This is a genomic window from Streptomyces sp. bgisy027 (genome assembly GCF_057710365.1).
In genome coordinates this window covers 164,944-183,484 of the sequence record NZ_JBYIVZ010000016.1, presented here as the reverse complement: position 1 = coordinate 183,484, position 18,541 = coordinate 164,944, and the positions used below count along the sequence as shown (strand labels likewise).

At 72.9% G+C, this 18,541-nt stretch carries 20 protein-coding genes and 3 pseudogenes; 12 read left to right on the top strand and 11 right to left on the bottom strand.

What is annotated here, in order from left to right:
* Positions 1-133, top strand: a pseudogene (locus AC3ETA_RS18845) (MarR family transcriptional regulator); the annotation flags it as partial.
* Between the two features lie 102 nt (positions 134-235).
* Positions 236-1,429, top strand: a complete 1,194-nt coding sequence (locus AC3ETA_RS18840) for a CaiB/BaiF CoA transferase family protein (RefSeq protein ID WP_432194058.1) — start codon at positions 236-238, stop codon at positions 1,427-1,429.
* A 9-nt stretch (positions 1,430-1,438) separates the two neighbouring features.
* Here AC3ETA_RS18840 and AC3ETA_RS18835 read toward each other — a convergent pair whose 3' ends face one another.
* Positions 1,439-2,146: an SDR family NAD(P)-dependent oxidoreductase gene (locus tag AC3ETA_RS18835; RefSeq protein WP_432194057.1), complete on the bottom strand. Its 708-nt coding sequence runs from the start codon at positions 2,144-2,146 to the stop codon at positions 1,439-1,441.
* A gap of 102 nt (positions 2,147-2,248) precedes the next feature.
* Between AC3ETA_RS18835 and AC3ETA_RS18830 the strand changes: the two genes are divergently transcribed.
* Together AC3ETA_RS18830 and AC3ETA_RS18825 are read left to right on the top strand one after the other, a co-directional pair.
* The gene (locus tag AC3ETA_RS18830) at positions 2,249-3,085 is read left to right on the top strand and encodes a helix-turn-helix transcriptional regulator (protein WP_432194056.1); all 837 of its coding nucleotides are present in this window, start codon (positions 2,249-2,251) and stop codon (positions 3,083-3,085) included.
* A gap of 91 nt (positions 3,086-3,176) precedes the next feature.
* Positions 3,177-4,040, top strand: a complete 864-nt coding sequence (locus AC3ETA_RS18825) for a hypothetical protein (RefSeq protein WP_432194055.1) — start codon at positions 3,177-3,179, stop codon at positions 4,038-4,040.
* A 19-nt stretch (positions 4,041-4,059) separates the two neighbouring features.
* On the opposite strand, the gene AC3ETA_RS18820 is transcribed toward AC3ETA_RS18825, so the two are convergent.
* The 4 genes from AC3ETA_RS18820 to AC3ETA_RS18805 all read right to left on the bottom strand — a co-directional run bounded on the left by AC3ETA_RS18820 (position 4,060) and on the right by AC3ETA_RS18805 (position 8,837).
* Positions 4,060-4,896 carry a fructosamine kinase family protein gene (locus tag AC3ETA_RS18820; RefSeq protein WP_432194069.1) on the bottom strand — a complete coding sequence of 279 codons (837 nt, stop codon included), beginning with the start codon at positions 4,894-4,896 and terminating at the stop codon, positions 4,060-4,062.
* Positions 4,897-4,963: 67 nt separating this feature from the next.
* Positions 4,964-5,419, bottom strand: a complete 456-nt coding sequence (locus AC3ETA_RS18815; RefSeq protein WP_432194054.1) for a (2Fe-2S)-binding protein — start codon at positions 5,417-5,419, stop codon at positions 4,964-4,966.
* Positions 5,420-5,441: 22 nt separating this feature from the next.
* A complete protein-coding gene (locus AC3ETA_RS18810; RefSeq protein ID WP_432194068.1) occupies positions 5,442-7,550 on the bottom strand; it encodes a xanthine dehydrogenase family protein molybdopterin-binding subunit in 2,109 nt (702 codons plus the stop codon).
* 120 nt (positions 7,551-7,670) lie between these two features.
* Entirely contained in the window at positions 7,671-8,837 is a 1,167-nt protein-coding gene (locus AC3ETA_RS18805) for an FAD-dependent oxidoreductase (RefSeq protein ID WP_432194053.1), read from the bottom strand.
* Between the two features lie 205 nt (positions 8,838-9,042).
* Between AC3ETA_RS18805 and AC3ETA_RS18800 the strand changes: the two genes are divergently transcribed.
* Positions 9,043-9,624: an AMIN-like domain-containing (lipo)protein gene (locus AC3ETA_RS18800; protein WP_432194052.1), complete on the top strand. Its 582-nt coding sequence runs from the start codon at positions 9,043-9,045 to the stop codon at positions 9,622-9,624.
* A gap of 22 nt (positions 9,625-9,646) precedes the next feature.
* Here AC3ETA_RS18800 and AC3ETA_RS18795 read toward each other — a convergent pair whose 3' ends face one another.
* Complete coding sequence (locus AC3ETA_RS18795; RefSeq protein ID WP_432194067.1) at positions 9,647-10,108, bottom strand: helix-turn-helix domain-containing protein; 462 nt, start codon at positions 10,106-10,108, stop codon at positions 9,647-9,649.
* 4 nt (positions 10,109-10,112) lie between these two features.
* Between AC3ETA_RS18795 and AC3ETA_RS18790 the strand changes: the two are divergent.
* The 4 genes and pseudogenes from AC3ETA_RS18790 to AC3ETA_RS18775 all read left to right on the top strand — a co-directional run.
* Positions 10,113-10,553, top strand: a pseudogene (locus AC3ETA_RS18790) (aromatic-ring hydroxylase C-terminal domain-containing protein); the annotation flags it as partial.
* A 92-nt stretch (positions 10,554-10,645) separates the two neighbouring features.
* Positions 10,646-11,503: an intradiol ring-cleavage dioxygenase gene (locus AC3ETA_RS18785; RefSeq protein WP_432194051.1), complete on the top strand. Its 858-nt coding sequence runs from the start codon at positions 10,646-10,648 to the stop codon at positions 11,501-11,503.
* Entirely contained in the window at positions 11,500-12,582 is a 1,083-nt protein-coding gene (locus AC3ETA_RS18780; RefSeq protein WP_432194050.1) for a maleylacetate reductase, read from the top strand. Before AC3ETA_RS18785 ends, AC3ETA_RS18780 begins: the two co-directional genes overlap by 4 nt.
* Before the next feature lie 178 nt (positions 12,583-12,760).
* The gene (locus tag AC3ETA_RS18775) at positions 12,761-13,144 is read left to right on the top strand and encodes a luciferase domain-containing protein (RefSeq protein WP_432194049.1); all 384 of its coding nucleotides are present in this window, start codon (positions 12,761-12,763) and stop codon (positions 13,142-13,144) included.
* A 20-nt stretch (positions 13,145-13,164) separates the two neighbouring features.
* On the opposite strand, the pseudogene AC3ETA_RS18770 reads toward AC3ETA_RS18775, so the two are convergent.
* Together AC3ETA_RS18770 and AC3ETA_RS18765 are read right to left on the bottom strand one after the other, a co-directional pair.
* A pseudogene (locus AC3ETA_RS18770) lies at positions 13,165-13,278 on the bottom strand (polyphosphate kinase 2); the annotation flags it as partial.
* 26 nt (positions 13,279-13,304) lie between these two features.
* Positions 13,305-13,745 carry a MarR family winged helix-turn-helix transcriptional regulator gene (locus AC3ETA_RS18765; RefSeq protein WP_432194048.1) on the bottom strand — a complete coding sequence of 147 codons (441 nt, stop codon included), beginning with the start codon at positions 13,743-13,745 and terminating at the stop codon, positions 13,305-13,307.
* Positions 13,746-13,853: 108 nt separating this feature from the next.
* Here AC3ETA_RS18765 and AC3ETA_RS18760 point away from each other — a divergent pair, with 108 nt between their 5' ends.
* Positions 13,854-14,666 (top strand): amidohydrolase family protein, encoded by an 813-nt coding sequence (locus tag AC3ETA_RS18760; protein WP_432194047.1) that lies wholly within the window; start codon positions 13,854-13,856, stop codon positions 14,664-14,666.
* Positions 14,667-15,287: 621 nt separating this feature from the next.
* On the opposite strand, the gene AC3ETA_RS18755 is transcribed toward AC3ETA_RS18760, so the two are convergent.
* On the bottom strand, positions 15,288-15,740 hold the full coding sequence (locus AC3ETA_RS18755; RefSeq protein ID WP_432194046.1) for a TIGR03668 family PPOX class F420-dependent oxidoreductase: 453 nt from the start codon (positions 15,738-15,740) through the stop codon (positions 15,288-15,290).
* 102 nt (positions 15,741-15,842) lie between these two features.
* Between AC3ETA_RS18755 and AC3ETA_RS18750 the strand changes: the two genes are divergently transcribed.
* Positions 15,843-16,298 carry an archease gene (locus tag AC3ETA_RS18750; RefSeq protein WP_432194045.1) on the top strand — a complete coding sequence of 152 codons (456 nt, stop codon included), beginning with the start codon at positions 15,843-15,845 and terminating at the stop codon, positions 16,296-16,298.
* A 45-nt stretch (positions 16,299-16,343) separates the two neighbouring features.
* Positions 16,344-17,462, top strand: a complete 1,119-nt coding sequence (locus tag AC3ETA_RS18745) for a CapA family protein (protein ID WP_432194044.1) — start codon at positions 16,344-16,346, stop codon at positions 17,460-17,462.
* 3 nt (positions 17,463-17,465) lie between these two features.
* On the opposite strand, the gene AC3ETA_RS18740 is transcribed toward AC3ETA_RS18745, so the two are convergent.
* Positions 17,466-18,107 (bottom strand): phosphoribosyltransferase, encoded by a 642-nt coding sequence (locus AC3ETA_RS18740; protein ID WP_432194043.1) that lies wholly within the window; start codon positions 18,105-18,107, stop codon positions 17,466-17,468.
* A gap of 167 nt (positions 18,108-18,274) precedes the next feature.
* Positions 18,275-18,514, bottom strand: coding sequence for a hypothetical protein (locus tag AC3ETA_RS18735; RefSeq protein WP_432194042.1), 240 nt, complete (start codon positions 18,512-18,514; stop codon positions 18,275-18,277).
* Between the last annotated feature and the right edge of the window lie 27 nt (positions 18,515-18,541).

The window sequence follows — 18,541 nt, the reverse complement described above, 5'->3', positions numbered from 1 at the left end:
CGGCCTCGAGCTGCTGGAGGAGGCCCGCCCGACCAACCAGTCGGCGCTGCGCGAGGCCCTGGACGCCGCAGCGCAAAACCCCGAACTGGCGCCGCTGGTCCGGGCCGTCGAGACGCTCCGGGTGCCGGTCTGACGCGACACCACGGCCGCCGTCGCACGCATCCAGATGCCGGTGTCGCGGTCCTCTCCCGGTAGCCGTTGACGGGATCTTGTCCGGGGCCGTACGAATGGCCTCATGAACGCGCCCCGTCTCCCCCTGTCCGGCATCACCGTCGTCAGCCTCGAACAGGCCGTGGCGGCCCCCTACGCCACCCGGCAGCTGGCCGATCTCGGGGCGCGGGTGATCAAGGTCGAGCGGCCCGGGGACGGGGACTTCGCCCGGCGGTACGACACCACGGTTCATGGGCAGTCCAGCTATTTCGTCTGGCTCAACCGGTCGAAGGAGTCCCTCACGCTGGATCTGAAGGCCCCGCGGGGCCTTCAGATCCTGCACCGGCTCCTGGACACGGCGGACGTGTTCGTGCAGAACCTCGCGCCGGGCGCCGCCGACCGTCTCGGCCTCGGTGTGGAGGCACTCGGCGAGCGGTGGCCCCGGCTGATCCCGTGCACGATCTCCGGGTACGGCACGTCCGGGCCGTGGGCCGGGCGCAAGTCGTACGACCTGCTGGTGCAGTGCCAGACCGGCCTGGTGTCCCTGACCGGGACCGCCGAGGAGACCGCACGCGTCGGGATCTCCGTCGCCGACATCGCCGCCGGGATGTACGCCTACAGCGGCATCCTCACCGCCCTGTTCACGCGCGCCACCACCGGCACGGCCCACCCGGTGGAGGTGTCCCTGTTCGAGGCGCTGGCGGAGTGGATGGGCCAGCCCGCCTATTACACGGAGTACGGCGGCACCCAGCCTCCCCGGCTCGGCACCCAGCACCCCACCCTCGCCCCGTACGGCGCCTACCCGGCCGCCGACGGCAAGGAGGTGCTGTTCTCCATCCAGAACGAGCGGGAGTGGGCCGTGCTGTGCGCGGAGTTCCTCGGCCGGGCCGACCTGACCGACGACCCGCGTTTCGCCACCAGCTCGGCCCGCGTCGCCCACCGCGAGGAGCTCAACGCCGTCGTCGCCGAGCGCTGCGCCCGCTCCGACGCCGACGAGATCCTCAAGGACCTGGAGTCCATCAGCATCGCCTGTGCCGGGGTCAACGACGTCGCCGCGTTCCTGGACCACCCGGTGCTGGCCGGCCGCGACCGCTGGCGCGACGTGGCGGTGCCCGGCGGCGCGACCGCGCGGGCCCTGCTGCCGCCGGCCGACCTCGCGGGGGTGCCCGCGCGCATGGATCCGGTGCCCGCGGTGGGCGAGCACACCGAGGCGATCCTCACCGAACTCGGCCGTACCGGCGAGGAGATCGCGGCCCTGCGCGCCGACGCCGTCATCTGACGTCGTCTGTCACCAGGGCAGTGGCCCGTCGATGTCCACATAGCTGCCGGTCGGGCCGTCGGGGCCGACCTGTGCCATCCGGACGATGACCTCGGCGCCCTCCGCGACGGTCTGGGTGCCGGTGCGCCCGTTGAGGTCCGTGGCGGTGAAGCCGGGCTCGACGGCGTTGATCCGCATCTGCGGGAACGCCTTCGCGTACTGCACGGTGATCATGTTGACCGCCGTCTTCGAGGCCGGGTACGAGACGGCCTGGTAGAAGTGGGCCGGCGAGTCCGGGGCGGACAGTGCGGTCAGCGAGGCCAGGCCGCTGCTGACGTTCACCACGACGGGCGCCGTGGACCTCCGCAGCAGCGGCAGGAAGGCGTGCAGGACTCGGACGACGCCGAAGACGTTCGTCTCGAAGACCGTGCGTATCTCGTCGGCGGTGGTGTCAGCGGCGGCGGGGATGCCGTTGTTCTCGCCCCTGACCTCGATCCCGGCGTTGTTGATCAGGACGTCGAGTCCGCCGTCGGCCTCGACGGTCTTCACGGCCGCCTGGACGGAGGCGTCGTCGGTGACTTCGAGCTGGACGAACCGGGCACCGAGCCGTTCGGCGGCGCGGCGGCCGCGCTCGGCGTCCCGGGCACCGATGTAGACGGTGTGACCGGCTTCGGTGAGCCGACGCGCGGTCTCGAAGCCGAGTCCCTTGTTCGCTCCGGTGATGAGTGTTGTCGTCATGTCCTCAGCGTGCTGCGCAGCGCATGGGTCAGCCAGCCGTCCCGTCTTCCTGGGACTGCTGGTACCAGGCACGCCTCTGCCCGACGGTGTTCACTTGAGGGCATGACGGCGACGGAACTCGGACAGGCCCTGCGCCGCTGGCGCGACCGGGTCACGCCCGAGTCGGCGGGTCTGCCCGCGGGTGGGCACCGGCGTGCGGCGGGGCTGCGCCGGGAGGAACTGGCGCTGCTGGCCGGCATCTCGGTCGACTACGTCACCCGCCTCGAACAGGGCCGGGCCGGCCATCCGTCCGGGCAGATCGTGGAGGCCCTGGCCCGGGCGCTGCGGCTGTCGGCGGACGAGCGCGCGCACCTGTTCCGGCTGGCCGGCCTGGTGCCGCCCGGCCCGGACACGGTCCCCGCCCACATCACGCCGAGCGTGCAGCGCCTGCTGGACCGGCTGAACGGCACTCCCGTCGGGGTCTACGACGCGACCTGGACGCTGCTGCTGGCCAACCCCCATTACGCCGCGCTCATGGGAGACCCCTCCGGATGGCGCGGCTTCGAACGCAACGGCGTATGGCGGGCCTTCCTCGGCCCCCGCGGCCGGGCCCGGCAGACCCCGCGGCAGAGGGCCGCGTTCGAGGCCGACCTCGTCGCCGATCTGCGCACGACCGCGAGCCGCTACCCGTCGGACCCGCAACTGCGGCGGCTCATCACCGAGTTGCGTACGAACAGCGCGCGCTTCTCGGAGCTGTGGGACACCGGCACGGTCGGTCGTCACGAGACCGGCCACAAGGTCATCGAACATCCGCAGGTCGGACCGCTGACCCTGGACTGCGACATCCTCGTCGTGGCGGGCAGCGATCTGCGGCTGATGGTCTACACGGCCGCACCTGGCACCGAGGACGCGGAGCGCCTGGCGCTGCTGGCCGTGGTCGGCACGCAGTCCCTGGTCTGACCGAACGCGGCGCGCGCTTCGTGCGTCTCAGTGTCGGGCGGCGCGCCGACACCGCCCCGACCGGCTCGTCGCCGTCCACTCGGGGGTTCCCATGCCTACGACCGCTTCCCGCACCGTCCTGTCCCTCGCCGCCCTCGGCCTGCTCGCCGCCGGGTGCAGCGACGGCTCGAAAGGCTCGGGCGCGTCCGAGCCGGCGCCGGACACCAGGCCCCGCGCGCTCGAGGTGGCCAAGGCATGGGACGGTTCGTCGGCGGCCGAGACCTGGCGCGCAGGCTACTACCCGCTGGGCGACCCGGTGCAACTGCCCGACGGCGCCTTCCACAGCGGCGACGACAAGGAGGCGTACCTCACCCAGAACTTCACCCTGCGCGGCGACCTTCCCAGGACCTCGCGCAAGGACGGCAAGGTGACCTGGCGGGACGGCGACTCGCTGACCCTCCCCCTCATGGAAGCACGGGCGACGTACGACAGGTTGGACGGCAGCGACGGTCCCGGGCCGCGTCTCACCGTGACCGGGGCGAAGCTGGGCGAGACGACACTGGCCACCAGTCGCGGCCCGGCCACCGTCCCGGCCTGGCTGTTCACGATCGAGGGCTACGACACTCCGCTCAAGCGTGTCGCCCTCGGCCCGTCGCGGCCTCCGAAGCCGCCCATCGGACCGGTCGGCTCCCCCACCGCCGAACTGTGGGAGCTCGACCGGGTGGTCGGGGTGGCCGCCGACGGCCGGTCCGTCACCGTGCGGGCCCACCACGGGGCATGCGACGACGGGCCGGCCGTGGACGTCCTGGAGACGGACGGCGGCGTGGTGCTGTCCGGCTACATGGTCGGAACGAGGGACGGGCTCTGTACGTCACAACTGCTGGCCGAGAACGTGACGGTCGAACTGGACCGACCGCTCGGCGACCGGCTCCTGCTGGACGCGTTCACGGGCCGCCCCGTGCGCGGCGCCGAGTGACGCGCACCGCCTCGCCCGGTCAGCCCGTCAGGGCCGATCCGGCTGCCGCCAGGGCCTGTTCGGCGTAGCCGCGGCCGAAGAGCACGGCGTGCACCAGGAGCGGGAACAGCTGGTGCAGGGCGATGCGGTCGGCCCAGCCGGCGGCGAGGGGCGCGGCGTCCTGGTAGCCGTCGAGGATCCGGTCGAGGTGGGGGCAGCCGAAGAGGTGGAGCATGGCCAGGTCGGTCTCGCGGTGCCCGCCGTGCGCGGCCGGGTCGATCAGCCAGGCATGGCCGTCGGCGCCCCACAGGACGTTGCCGTTCCAGAGGTCGCCGTGCAGCCGGGCGGGCGGCTCGGCGGGGCCGGCCAGTTCGGGGAGCCGTTCGCAGACCCGCTCGACGACGGGCGCCTCGGCACCGCGGATCGTCCCTTCGTCGACCGCGCTGCGCAGATACGGCAGGACCCGGTGCTCGGCGTACCAGCGGGGCCAGTCGTCGCCGGTGACGTTGCGCATCGGGGCGAGACCGATGTACGCCTCCTCGGGGCCGCCCGGCGGTGGGGCGCCGAACGCGCCTGCCCCGGAGGCGTGCAGGGCCGCCAGTTCACGGCCGAGCCGTTGCGCCGCCCCGGCATCGGGCCGGCCGGTCGCCACCCGGTCCGTGACCAGCCATCGGGCATCCCGGCCGTGCACCGCCGGGACATGCACGGTGCCGGCCTCGGCGAGCCAGCGCAGTCCGGCCGCCTCGGCCTGCGCGGCCCGTTCGCCGTCGCCGCGCTTGACCATGACCACCCGGCCGCCGTCGAGGGTGACTTCGGCGAGCGTCGAGGACAGACGTCGTTCACCGGTCACCGCGCACCCGGTGAGCCGCGCTGCCATGGCGCCCGGGCCTTCGAAGCTGTTGTGCACGGGCCTCAGCGTACGGCGGCCCGGGGCCGTGGCCGGGTCAGCCGTTGGCGGCTGCCTTCCCGATCGCCTCGCGGATCCGGGAGTAGGTGCCGCACCGGCAGACGTTCTCGATCCTGTCGATGTCGGCGTCCGCCGGCTTGGGTGTCTTCTTCAGCAGGGCGGCCGCGGCCATGATCTGGCCCGGCTGGCAGAAGCCGCACTGGGCGACGTCGCAGTCGAGCCAGGCCTGTTGCACGGGGTGCAGCCGGTCGCCGTCGGCGAGGCCCTCGATGGTGGTGACCTCGCGGCCCGCGCAGTCGGCGACCTTGACGACACAGGGCTGGATCTCGTCGCCGTCGAGATGGCTGGTGCAGGCACGGCAGGCGCCCACGCCGCAGCCGTACTTGGGGCCGGTGACGTTCAGCAGGTCGCGCAGCACCCACAGCAGGGGCATGTCGGCGGGTGCCTCGACGGTGACCCGCTTGCCGTTGAGGGTGAAGGAGTAGGAGGGCATGGAGACCTTCTCTTGGGGTGGCTCAGAAGTTCAGGGGGAAGCGGCGCGGCTTGGTGCCGGTCGCCCGCGCATAGGCGTTGGCGACGGCTCCGGCCGCGGCGGGGACGCCGAGTTCACCGGCTCCGCCGGGCTCGCGCCGGGAGGGCAGGATGTGCGCCTCGAAGTGCTGCGGGGCGTGCCGCTGGCGGGCGTAGTGGAAGTCGGCGAAGCTGCTCTCGCGGACGGCGCCCTTGTCGATGTGCAGTCCGGCCCTCAGCACGGTGGAGATCCCGTCGACGGCGGTGCCCATGAGCTGGGCCTCGAGTCCGCGCGGGTTGACGGCGGTTCCGACGTCGGCCGCCATCACCACCTTGGTCACCCTCGGGTTCTTCGGGTCGACGGCGTCGATCTCGACGAGGCAGGCCACGCAGGAGCCGTACTCCTCGTGCACGGCGACCCCTTGGGCATGCCCCGCGGGCAGGGTCCGGCCCCATTTCCCGGCGGTCGCGACCTTGTCCAGTACGGCCTTGACCGCCTTGCTCCGCAGTGTCGTACGGCGGACGTCCACCGGGTCCTGGCCGAGGGCGCGGGCGACCTCGTCGACGACGATCTCCTCGGCGGTACGGACGGTGCCGGAGTCCACCGAGCGCCAGGCGCCCAGGGGTACCGCCAGTTCGATGGATCCCGAGTCGCCGGAGAGGCGGCCGAAGTTGTAGAGGCCGCTGTCACTGGGGAGCGGTGCCGCCGCCGGGGCGTCTGCGGCGGAGCGCGCGCCGCCCTGGGCGGACAGGCCCCGGGCGTCGAGGGACTCGCTGACCGAGGCGGTCGCGTGCGCGAAGGCCACCACGCGGCCCTGGGCATGGCTGGCGCGGACGCGGTGGTGGGAGGCCGGACGCATCCGGCCGTGCCGGATGTCGTCGGTCCGGCTCCACATCAGCTTCACCGGGCGGCGCGCCTTCTTGGAGATGACGGCCGCCTCGATCGCGGCGTCGTGGTTCAGCCGTCGGCCGAACGAGCCGCCGCCGCGCATCACATGGATCCGCACCTTCGACGCGGGCACGCCGATCGTCGAGGCGATGTCCTCCCGCGCGGACATGGGCGTCTGGGAGGAGAACCAGATCTCGGCCCGCTGCGGCCGTACGTCCGCCACGGCCGTGAGGACCTCCATCGGTGCGTGGCTGACGAAGGCGAACTCGAACTCGGCCTCGGTCTGCGCCGATCCGCTCGGCGGGTTCCCCAGTTCCGGGACGGCGGCGCGCAGCCGGGAGCGGATCTGGCTGTCGGAGACACCGGCCAGCGGTCCCGGCGCCCACTTGATCCGCAGGGCGTCGCGGGCCTGCAAGGCGTGGTGGAAGGTCTCCGCGACCACGGCGACACCGCCGGCGAACCGGACGACCGCGTGGACGCCGGGCATGGCGCGGGCGGCCGTTGAGTCGACCGAGACGATCTTCCCGCCGAGCGTCGGCGGCCGGGCCACGACCGTCGGCTTCGCTCCCGCCACCGCGAGGTCGCCGGTGTACTCGGCCTTCCCGGTGACGATGTCGCGGGCGTCGATGCGGTTCGTCGGCCGGCCGATCAGCCGGTGCTGGGACGCCGGTTTGGGCGTGGCCGGCACGGTGGGTCTGGTGATCGGGGCGGCGCTCCTGGTCAGCGAACCGAAGGTGGCCATGCGGCCGTCCGGTGCGACGACCCGGGTGCCGCGGGTGCGCAGCGTCCGGGCGGGGACGTGCCAGCGCCGGGCGGCCGCGGTGACCAGCTTGGCGCGCGCCATGGCGGCGAGTTGCCGGGCCGGGCCGTACAGCGAGCTGACCGAACTGGAGCCGCCGGTGAACTGGTTGCCCTTGCCGCGGGCCTCCGCGAGCGGGATCTCGACGTCGGCGAGCCGGGCGTCGAGTTCCTCGGCGATCATCATGGCGACGGCGGTGGTGACGCCCTGGCCGACCTCGACGCGAGGCAGCCTTACGACGACCTTGTTGGCCCGGGTGACCTCCAGGACCAGCATTTCCTCGTCGGTTCCGGTGGCCAGGACGTCGGACGAGCGGCGTGCGCCGTCCGCGCCGTCGGCGGCGTTCTCGGCGCCCTCGGCGGTGGAGCCGTCGCAGCCGAGCGGTGCCGCGACGGTCAGGGTGGTCGCCGCGAGCGAGTAGACCACGAACTGTCGACGGGACAACTGACGGGCCAACAGGCGCTCCTCTCGGCGAACCCGGGGTGGTTCGACCTCTATGAGGGGCCTGCGCGCTGCGGGGTTGCGCCGGTTGGCCACTGCATCGACTCAAGTCGCGGGCAGCCGCAGCGCGGTGTCCCACTCCAGGTGCCCCGCGAGCTCGTCGTCACCGGGCCGGGGCGGGGCGCCGCCGCCGGGGCGGCGGTCGGACGGGTCGTGGGCGCCACGGGAGATGCTGCCGCTGACGGTGACGTTGTGTTCCACCCGGGGGCGGCGCAGGGTCTCGTAGAGGGACAGCGCGGCGTCCGTGTCCGGTGTGTCCCGCAGGGACTTGGCGAGGACGACGGCGTCCTCCAGCGCCATCGACGCGCCCTGCCCGGTGGCCGGGGACGCCGCGTGGGCCGCGTCGCCGATGAGCAGGCTCCGGCCGGTGCGCCACGGTGTGCCGATGGGCAGTTCGGTGGCGTTGGTGACCATGAGGTCGTCGCAGGTGGCGCCGACGAGGTCCGCGGCCGGGGTGGCGTCCTTGCTCACCAGCGGCAGCAGCAGGTCGCGCAGGCGGGCCGGGGTGGCGTGCTCGATGTCGTCCGCGGCCAGGGGGTCGCCGGCGACGCGTGCGAACCAGTAGGTCTCACCGTCGGGCGAGACCGCGTACCCGAAGGCGACGGTGCTGCCGCGCACCATGGTGATGGTCTCGGGCCGGGCCGCCGGGGGCGCTTGACGGGTGCAGCCGTAGAAGACCTGTTGCCCGGAGTAGGTCGGCCGTCTGTCGGGCGCGGTGAGTCCGCGGACGGTGGAGTTGAGGCCGTCGGCGCCGATGAGAAGGTCGCCGGTCGCCGTGGTGCCGTCGGCGAAGTGGGCGGTGACGCTCTGCGGGCCGTCGTCGACGGAGACCAGGCGCGTGTCGTGCCGGATGCCGATGCCCCGGCCGGTGGCCTCGGCCTGCAAGGCGGCGTTCAGGTCACCTCGTCGCACGCACCGGTACCGCAGATGCGGTGTTCCGGCTTCACCGAGCGGGACTTGGGCGACCTCGGCGCCCGAGTCGTCGAGGACGCGCATCGAGGTCAGCGGGAAGCCGATCGAGGTGACCGCCGCCGAGGCGTCGACCTCCGCCAGCGCGCGCATGCCGTTGCTCGCGAGGGTGAGGAAGGCGCCGATGTCCTCCGCGGAGTCGGGGTGCGCCTCGTACACGGCGACGTCGTGTCCGGCCTTGTGCAGGGCCAGTGCCGCCCCGGTGCCGGCGATTCCGCCCCCTACGACCAGTAACCGCGTCACATCGCCCCCGGTAGGTCTTCGCACAGGTCTTCCGCCACCGCCGATCACGGCCGCCCCTCGTAGAACGTCCCAGGTCCGGCACGGGTTCCCCAATCGGCCGCCGATCGCGGGAAAGTCCGGACGACCGGGCTCCATAACCGTGCAACCATTGGGCCAAGACGGTTGTCTCCCCTAATATCAGGCACATCACCTCTCGGGGGACGCAATGGTACAAAAAAGAACCGCTTGGGCGACGGCAGCACTCATGGTCGCCACACTGGGCGTCGCGGCGGTCCCGGCCGAAGCCACCGCCGGCACCACCGCGCAGGCCACCGCCTGTCCGACCGGCTGGGGCAGCCTGGCCGAGACCCGCTCCGCCGCCACGTCGGAGCCGATGACGAACATCAGGACCGGCCGGCACGCCTGCTTCGACCGCATGGTCGTCGACGTCCCCGGCGCGGGCAGCAGTGAACTCGGCTATTCCGTCCGGTACGTCAGCCGTCTCTACCAGGACGGCTCTGGCCGGCAGATCACCGTCGGCGGCGGCGCCGTCCTGGAGGTGCGCGTGGCGGCGCCCGCGTACGACCCCGCCACGGGGAAGCCCACGTATCCCGCGAAGGCCGGTCAGCGTCTGACGGGCGTGAACCTCACGGGGTACCGCACGTTCCGGGACGCGCGGTTCGTGGGCAGCTTCGAGGGGGACACGCAGATCGGGCTCGGCGTCCGCGCGCGGCTGCCGTTCCGGGTGTGGGTGACCGACGGTCGCGTCGTCGTCGACGTCGCGCACAACTGGACCGGAGCCCGCTGAACACCTCGCAGGTCAGGGACGCTCAGGGCCTCGGCCCGCCCGGGGCGTCCCGGCCCTGGTACTCGCGCAGCTTCCGGTAGAGGGTGGCGCGGCCGATTCCCAGCGCCGCCGCGGCGCGCGCCTTGTTGCCGCCGTGCCGGCGCAGCGCCTCAAGAATCGCGGACCGTTCGGCCCGCTCCATCGGACTGAGGGTGCGTCCCGCGGGTCCTGCACGGACGGGATCGGGCAGTTCACCGCGCCGCACCGGTCCGAAGACCCGACACCGGCCCGCCAACGCCCTCACGAGATGGGCGAGTTCCGTGACGTTCCCGGGCCATGGATGCCGCTCCAGCGCCCGCAGCGCGTCCGGCGTCCAGGTCGGCGGAGGGCTGCCCGGTGCCCGCCCGGGCGTGAGGGCGGGCAGCAACTCCCGGATGTCCTCGGGGCGTTCGCGCAGTGCGGGCAGGGTCACCGAGCGGGCCGCGAGGGTGTCGAGGAGGCGCAGGAACAACCAGCGCTACACGTCCGAAGCGATCGTCCCCGACGGCAGCCCGGACCCCGGTTGCGCCCGCGATCCGGAGCTGCACCACCAGCCGTCCTCCCGCCCCGGCGCGAAGCTCCCGCACGCCTGGATCACCTCCGGGACGCGCACGCTGTCCACCCTCGACACCGTCGGCAAGGGCCGTTTCACGCTGCTCACCGGCATAGGTGGCGAGGCGTGGCTGCGGGCTGCCCACGCCCGGTCCCTCGACATCGCTCCGGTCGTCGTCGACCCCGGTCAGGAGCACGAGGACCCCTACGGCGACCGGGCCGCCCTGAGCGGGATCTCCGACGCGGGCGCTCTCCTCGTCCGCCCCGACGGCTGTGTGGCCTTCCGGCACGCCGACGCGACCGCGGAGGCCGAGCCGCTGCTCACGGACGCACTGCGGCGCGTTCTCGGGCACGGTTGAGGGGCACGACCGGGATGAGCGCGGCTGGGATGAGTGCGACCGATTCGGGCACGGATGGGACGGGCGCACAGGACGACGGAGAGGGAGCGGACATGGCGGACGGGCCGGCAGTCACCGACGAGGTCGTCGCCGCTCTGCGGGACACCGACGATCCGCGGCTGCGGGAGCTGCTCACCGGGCTCGTGCGGCATCTGCACGCCTTCGCCCGGGAGACACGGCTGACGCGGGAGGAGTGGGAGCGGGCGATCGGGTTCCTGACGGCGACCGGGCGGATGTGCACGGACACCCGGCAGGAGTTCATCCTGCTGTCCGACGTGCTCGGCCTGTCGATGCTGGTGGAGACGATCAACGACCGGCACGGTCCCGGCACCACCGAGTCGACGGTCCTGGGCCCCTTCCACATGACCGCCACGCCCGTGCGCGAGCTCGGCGCGGACATCGACCTCGTGGGCGGCGGAGAGCAGTGCGTGGTCAGCGGGCGGGTGCTGTCCCGGGACGGCACCCCGCTGCCCGGCGCGGTGGTCGATGTCTGGCAGGCCGACGGCAACGGCTTCTACGACGTGCAGCAGCCGGACGTACAGCCCGCCGGCAACGGCCGCGGTCTGTTCACCGCGGACGGCGAGGGCCGGTTCTGGTTCCGCACGTGCGTGCCGAGCCCCTATCCGATCCCGACGGACGGCCCGGTCGGCGGGCTGCTGCGGGCCACCGGGCGGCACCCCTACCGGCCCGCGCACATCCACTTCATCGCCTCCGCCACCGGACACACCCCGGTGACCACGCACATCTTCGTGGCGGGCAGCGACTACCTGGACTCGGACGCGGTGTTCGCCGTCAAGCCGGGCCTCGTCACCGACTTCGCCGCCGTCGACGATCCGTCCGCGGCAGCGGAGTTCGGCGTGGCCAACCCGTTCCGGCAGGCTCGGTTCGACCTCGTGCTGGAGCCGTCGTGACGGACGCCCTCGACTTCTCCTACGAGTGCCGGCCCGGGCGGGTCGTCTTCCGCGCCGGCGCGGCCGTGTCGGCGACGCCCGGCGAGGTGGAACGGCTGGGGCTGCGGCGGGTGCTGGTGGTGTGCGGGTCGCGGGGCGCGGACACCGCGCGGGCGGTCGCCGACGCGCTCGGTCCGGCGTGCGCCGGGCTGTACGAGGGGGCCAGGATGCATGTGCCCGCCGAGGTCGCGGACGCCGCCGTGCGGGCGGGCCGCGCGGTCGGCGCCGACGGGTGCGTGGCCGTGGGCGGCGGTTCGTCGATCGGGCTGGGCAAGGCGATCGCGCTGCGCACCGGCCTGCCGCTGATCGCCGTGCCGTCCACGTACTCCGGCTCGGAGATGACCCCGGTGTGGGGCCTGACCGAGCACGGCGTCAAGCGCACCGGCCGCGATGCGAAGGTGCTGCCCCGCAGCGTGGTCTACGACCCCGAGCTCACCCTCTCGCTGCCCGTGCCGCTCTCGGTGACCAGCGGCGTCAACGCGATCGCGCACGCCGTCGAGGCCCTGTACGCGCCGGACACCTCACCGCTGGTCGCGCTGATGGCCGAGGAGGGCGTACGGGCGATGGCAGGGGCCCTCCCGGCGGTGGCCTCGGACCCGGCGTCGCGGGAGGCGCGCGGGCGTGCCCTGTACGGGGCCTGGCTGTGCGGGTCCTGTCTGGGCGCGACCACCATGGGTCTGCATCACAAGCTCTGCCATGTCCTGGGCGGCACCTTCGCGCTGCCGCACGCCGAGACGCACACGGTGGTGCTGCCGTACGTCCTGGCGTACAACGCCTCCGCGGCCCCGGAGGCGGCAGCCGCCGTGGCCCGCGTGCTGGACGCGGCCGAAGCGCCGACGGCCCTGTGGGAGCTGGCCGGACGCCTCGGCGCGCCCCGCTCGCTCGCCGAACTGGGCCTCACCGAGGCCGACCTGGCGACGGCGGCCGAGCAGGCCACGAACCAGGCGTACGCCAACCCCCGGCCGGTGACGGCCGACGGCGTACTCGCAGTGCTGCGGGCCGCCCACGAGGGCGCACCGCCGGCCGCGGTCGCCGGCTGACCACTCCCCCGATCCCACCCCCCACCGTTCGTAGCTCCCCCCACGCCGGAAGAAAAGGTGATCAGCATGCCCCTCGGTCTGCTCACAGCCGCGGCGCGCGGCTGTCAGACACCTCACACACCGGTTACGAATCGCTCAACCTCTGGTTGCGAAGCGGTGATCGGGTGACTATGGGGCCATGACACTGGCCCAACGTGCCATCGAACAACTGCAGGCCTGGCCCGACCTCGTCTCGGGCCCGGCCGGTTGCGGCACCGGGCGGGCACTGCGCACCGTCCACAGCGAGATCGTGCACGTCCACTCCGACCGGGACGTGGACCTGCATCTGACCGTTCCGGCCATCCGGCGACTGCACGACGATCTCCAGGTCTCCACCGCGATCCGGCTCGTCCCGGGGTCGGACTGGGTGACCGTGCACCTCGACTGCGACACGGACGTCGATCTGCTGATGAGCCTGGTCAGTGCCGCACTCAAGGCCCATCAGCAGCGGCCCGCTCCCGCCGGGCGGACTGCGGGCAACACCTGCAACTTCCGTCGCGTGACGGTGCTCCCCCGCGGCTAGGTGTGCTGTCCGGGGAGGCTTGTGACGCGGGTGCGCCGCTCGCCCTGGGAGACCGAGAACCAGAAATTCACCAGGCCGACGGCGTCGTCCACGAGCATCCGCTCGAAGCCCGGGGCCTGCCGCATGAAGTCTCTGCCCCAGCGTGTTCCGGGTGCGCCGGTCACCCGCCCGCGTCAGGCGACTCCCATCGGGCCAGCGCACGCATCGCCGCCGCGGTCCGTGCGAACCCCTCCTCCCCGAGCAGCGCCCGTGCCTCGGCGTTGAAGCGGTCGACCTCGGGCTGCGCGGCGTCCAGCGCGGTGGCGCCCTCGTCGGTCAACTCCAGTACCACCGACCGGTGTTCATGCGGATGCGGCCGCTTGACGACCAGGCCGGCCGCGGTGAGCCGGCCGACCAGTCCGGTGACGGCGGACTCGCGCAGTCCGAGGACGCGGGCCAGCCCCTGCTGGGTGATGCCGGGTTCGTCACGAACCGCGTACAGCGCGCCGAGCTGGGCCGTGGTGATCCCGGCGACGGCCACCAGTCGCCGGTCGGAGGCGATGCGCAGCTGGTGTGCCGCTCGCTGGAGCAGGAAGTACAGACGCTGATCGGGCTCGGACATGGACCGATGTTGACAGACCCGACGGGGCGGCGCCATGCTCACTTCACTGGTGAAGTGAGGTCGTGCGCGAGACCCTGCGCTCCCGCGCCCGCGCAGAGAGGCCGCCCCATGCCCGTGATCGACGCCTGGATGCAGCACCCGACCCCGCGCCACGCCAACCACGAGATGTTCGAGTCGCTGCGCCGGTGGACCGGCATGGAGCGGCTGGAGAAGCCGCTGCCGGTCGAGGTCACGGTGGCGGCCCTGGAGGCCGCGGACGTGGAGATCGGTCTCGCGTCCGCCTGGTACGGGCCGCAGGGACCGCTGGTCGACAACGACGAGGTGGCCGGCTTCGTCGAGCAGGCCGGTGGACGGCTGCGCGGGGTGGCGGGCGCCGACCTCGCCCGCCCGATGGCGGCGGTGCGGGAACTGCGGCGCGCCGTCGAGGAACGGGGGTTCGTGGCGCTGCGCGTGGTGCCGTGGCTGTGGGGGCTGGCGCCCACCGACCGGCTGTACTACCCGCTGTACGCGGCCTGCGTCGACCTCGGTGTGCCGTTCTGCACCCAGGTGGGGCACACCGGCCCGCTGCGGCCGTCGGAGACCGGGCGGCCCATCCCTTACATCGACCAGGTGGCGCTGGACTTCCCCGAGCTGACGATCGTGTGCGGGCACATCGGCTACCCGTGGACGACGGAGATGATCGCGGTCGCCGACAAGCACGAGAACGTCCACATCGACACCAGCGCCTACACCGTCCGCCGCTATCCGCCGGAGTTGGTGGAGTACCTGCGCGGAAGGGGCCGCCGCAAGGTGCTGTTCGGCTCCAACTACCCGATGATCACGCCGAGTCGGGCCCTGGAGCACCTCGACACCCTGGGTCTGGACGAGGAGACGCGGGAGCTGTTCCTGCACGGCAACGCCCGCCGAGTCTTCGCTCTCTGACCTCCGTCCGCCGGCGGTTCAGCGCACGAGGCAGGGCCGCTTCGCGTCGAATCTCCAGCCCTCGACCAGGTACCGCATGCCCACGGCGTCGTCCCGGCCGGACGGCCGGCCGGACCGAATCACGCCTTCCTCAGCAGATGTCGAAGTAGTTGTTGGAGTGGCAACCCCAGGTCAGCCCCATCGCGTTGCACAGCTGGGCGACGCGGACCGGGTCGGCGTCGCGCAGGGTCCGCGTGATCTTCTCCCCGCCGGGTACCTCGCCGAGGCCGGTGCGGCCCTCGGAGTCCTCCAGGACGACGACGTAGGACCAGGACGCCGCCGAGACCCGAGGATCGCGAGGACCGTCGTGTACGTGGTGCGGGCTTTGACGGCGTCGAGGACGGACAGGTTGAAGTACTCCTTTTGAACCTGGTCATCAGGACGAGCAGGACCAGGACGCTGATCCCGACCACCACGAGCGGCATGTCTCAGTTCTCCTTTGAACGCCGCCTGGCCGCGTACGTTCACCTCACTGAATGTGATCCTCATATAAAGACATGGTCTACATATGAGGACGGAGATGATGTTCGTGGATGGCCAAGGTCAATGGGTCTGCCGCTGCGGGACCGCCGAGCGGTGGGATCACCGGCCGCCCGACACGGCCCGCCAGCCGCTCCAGTGCAGGACGGTGACCACGATGACCGCCCCCTCCGGGGGCTCCTGCCAGTACTGGGGGTACTTCTGCCGCAGCAGCTCCACGGCGTCGGCGTACTCGGCGCGCGCGGCCTCGTCGGCCGCGTCGGGCGGCAGGACCCGGGCGCCGCCGTCCGCCCTGACCCACCACAGCCGGTCCCAGTCCGCGTCGTACGCGTCGGCCAGCAGGCACACAGCCGGCCGCACGGCGATGTTGTGCAGCCGCTTGAGCCCCTTCGACCGCTTCGGCTTGGCGTCCACGGCGGTGACGATCTCGTCGCCGTCCGACGCGAACACGACGGGCACCAGATGCGGCCGGCCCTCCGGGTCGACCGTCGCCAGTCGTGCGACCTGTGCCGCGGTGAACCGCGAGCGTGCTTCGTCCTGCTCCATGTCCGGCATGTCGGCTCCTTCGGCCTCGGCGGCGGTACACCGTGCCCCGTGCCGGGTACCCCTGTCCGTGTAGCACTCCTCGGGGACGACTCGGTGGATCAGGTGGTGCCGATGGTCGGCGACACGGACGACGTCATTCAGGCGCGGCGGCGCGGCGAGAGCGGGCATCGGGCCGTGCCGCACACGGACGACGTACGGATCGAGGCGTGGGGGGTGAGTCGCGAGCGGTGTCTGGTGGAGGCCGCGCTGGGGATGGTGGAGTGCTTCGCGGACGTCACCACGGTACGACCCACCTCGGTGGAGCGGGTGCGGCTCGCCGAGGACACCGACGAGGGGCTCCTGACGGCGCTCCTCGACGAGGTCGCCGTACGCCTCGACGAGGACGGCCGGGTCCCGGTGGACCTGGAGGCCGACGCCGCGGAGGGCGAACTCGACGTACGGCTGGCTCTCGCCGAACTCACCGACGTGCGGGTCACCGGCATCGACCCGAGAGGTGTCTCCTGGCACGGGCTGCACATCGGGCCGGATCCGTACGGATGGTCCTGCGCGGTGACCGTGGACGTATGAGGGGCACAGGTCGGCGGCGAGGCGAGGGACTCGTACCGTGGAGGCATGAACGGCGGCACGGTGACGCTGTTCGTCTGCGGCGATGTGATGCTCGGACGCGGCGTCGACCAGATCCTGGCCCGGCCCGGTGACCCGGTGCTGCGGGAGGGGTACGTCACCGACGCCCGCGCCTACGTGCGCATGGCGGAATCGGTGAGCGGCTCGATCCCGGCTCCCGTGGACGCGTCGTGGCCGTGGGGCGAGGCGCTGCGGCTGCTGGAGGCGGGCGGCCCGGACGTGCGGATCGTCAACCTGGAGACGTCCGTGACGCGCAGTGACGCCTTCGAGCCCGGCAAGGCCGTCCACTACCGCATGCACCCGGCCAACCTGCCGGCCCTGACGGTGGCCCGGCCCGATGTCTGCGTCCTGGCCAACAACCATGTGCAGGACTTCGGCCGCGCGGGCCTGAAGGAGACCCTCGACGTGCTGCACGGGGCGGGCCTGCGCACCGCCGGCGCGGGACGCGGCGCGCAGGAGGCGTACGCGCCGGTGGCACTGCCGCTCCGTCACGGCGGGCGCCTGCTGGTCTTCGCGCTGGGCGCCGCCGACAGCGGTGTCCCGGCGGGCTGGGCGGCGACCGGGGACCGGCCCGGTGTCGCCTATGTGCCCGAGCTGTCGCCGGCCACGGCCGCCGCGGCGGTCCGGCGGATACGGCAGGTGAAGCGGGCCGGCGACCTCGTGGTGGTGTCCGTGCACTGGGGTTCCAACTGGGGCTATCCGGTCCCCCGCGAGCAGCGCCGCTTCGCCCACGCACTCGTGGAGGGCGGCGCCGATGTCGTCCACGGCCACTCCTCGCACCACCCGCGGGCGGTCGAGGTCTACGGCGGCCGGCTGATCCTGCACGGCTGCGGCGACTTCATCGACGACTACGAGGGCATCCCCGGTTACGAGCAGTACCGCGACGACCTGCGCATCGCCTACTTCGTGACCCTGACGGCGGACACCGGCGAACTCGCCGGGCTGCGCATGGAGCCCCTGCTGGCCCGCCGTATGCGTCTGGAGCCGGCGCCGGCGGAGGCCCGCGGCTGGCTGCGGACGACCCTCGACCGCATCGGCTACGGCGTCCACGTCACCCTCGGCCCGGACGGCGCGCTCGCCCTCAGCGGGCCCGCCGCCCCGGGGTGAGCCTCAGTCACCCCGCAGCGCGTCCAGCACATCGGCGTCGGTGAGCTGCCGGAAGTCCTCGTACCACTCGCCCACCGCGCTGAACAGCCGCGGCTCGTACAGGCAGACGAACTCGTCCACCTCCCGGCGCAGTTCCTCGGCCGCCTCCGGGGCACAGACGGGCACGGCGAGGACCAGCCGCCGGGGCGACCGGTTGCGTACGGCGCGCACCGCGACGCGTGCGGTGTTGCCGGTCGCCACCCCGTCGTCCACGACAACGGCGGTACGGTCGCGCAGCCCCGGCGCCGGGCGGCCCTGCCGATAGCGTTCCTCGCGGCGCCGCAGCTCCTTGCGCTCCCGCTCCACGACCGGCGCGAGGTCGGCCTCGCTCAGCCCCAGCCGGTACAGGGTCTGCTCGTCGAAGAGCGCAGGGTCCTCGCCTGCGAGCGCACCGACCCCGAACTCCTCGTGGAACGGCGCCCCGATCTTGCGTACGACGAGCACGTCCAGCGGCGCCTGAAGGACCTCGGCGATCTCCCGGGCGACCGCGACGCCGCCTCGGGGCAGCGCGAGGACGACCGGGTGCGGCAGCTCCCCCTTGTCCTGACGGATGCGCAGTTGCTCCGCCAGTTCCCGCCCGGCCTCGGCGCGGTCACGGAACTGCATGGGTCTCCCCTTCCGTCCGTCGCCGCGTACCCCGCGCTCCGGTGTCGGACACCCCACCGGACTCGGTCCGCTACCGGATGGTCCAGCCGACGCCGCCGACGGTGGCCGTGCGGTCGGTGTTGTTGTGGCGGCCGGCGATGCCGTGGGGTCCGGGTTGCGCTCGGCCCTCACCCCTTGCCCTTGTCGGAGGGGTCCGGGCTGTTCCAGTCGTACGGGCCGCCGCCGCGCCACTCGATCAGCTCGGGGTCGTCGACGGCCCGGTCCTCGGTGGGCAGGCCCGCGCGGTGCACCAGGTCCATGACGTCGAACAGGCTGTAGGCGGTGCCCGTCGGCTCGTCACGGATCGTCACCTGACGCCCGCCGTCCGACTCCGGCGGCGACACCACCACGGGGGGACGCGTGCTCATGTCACCACCATGCGCTCTGCGCGGCGT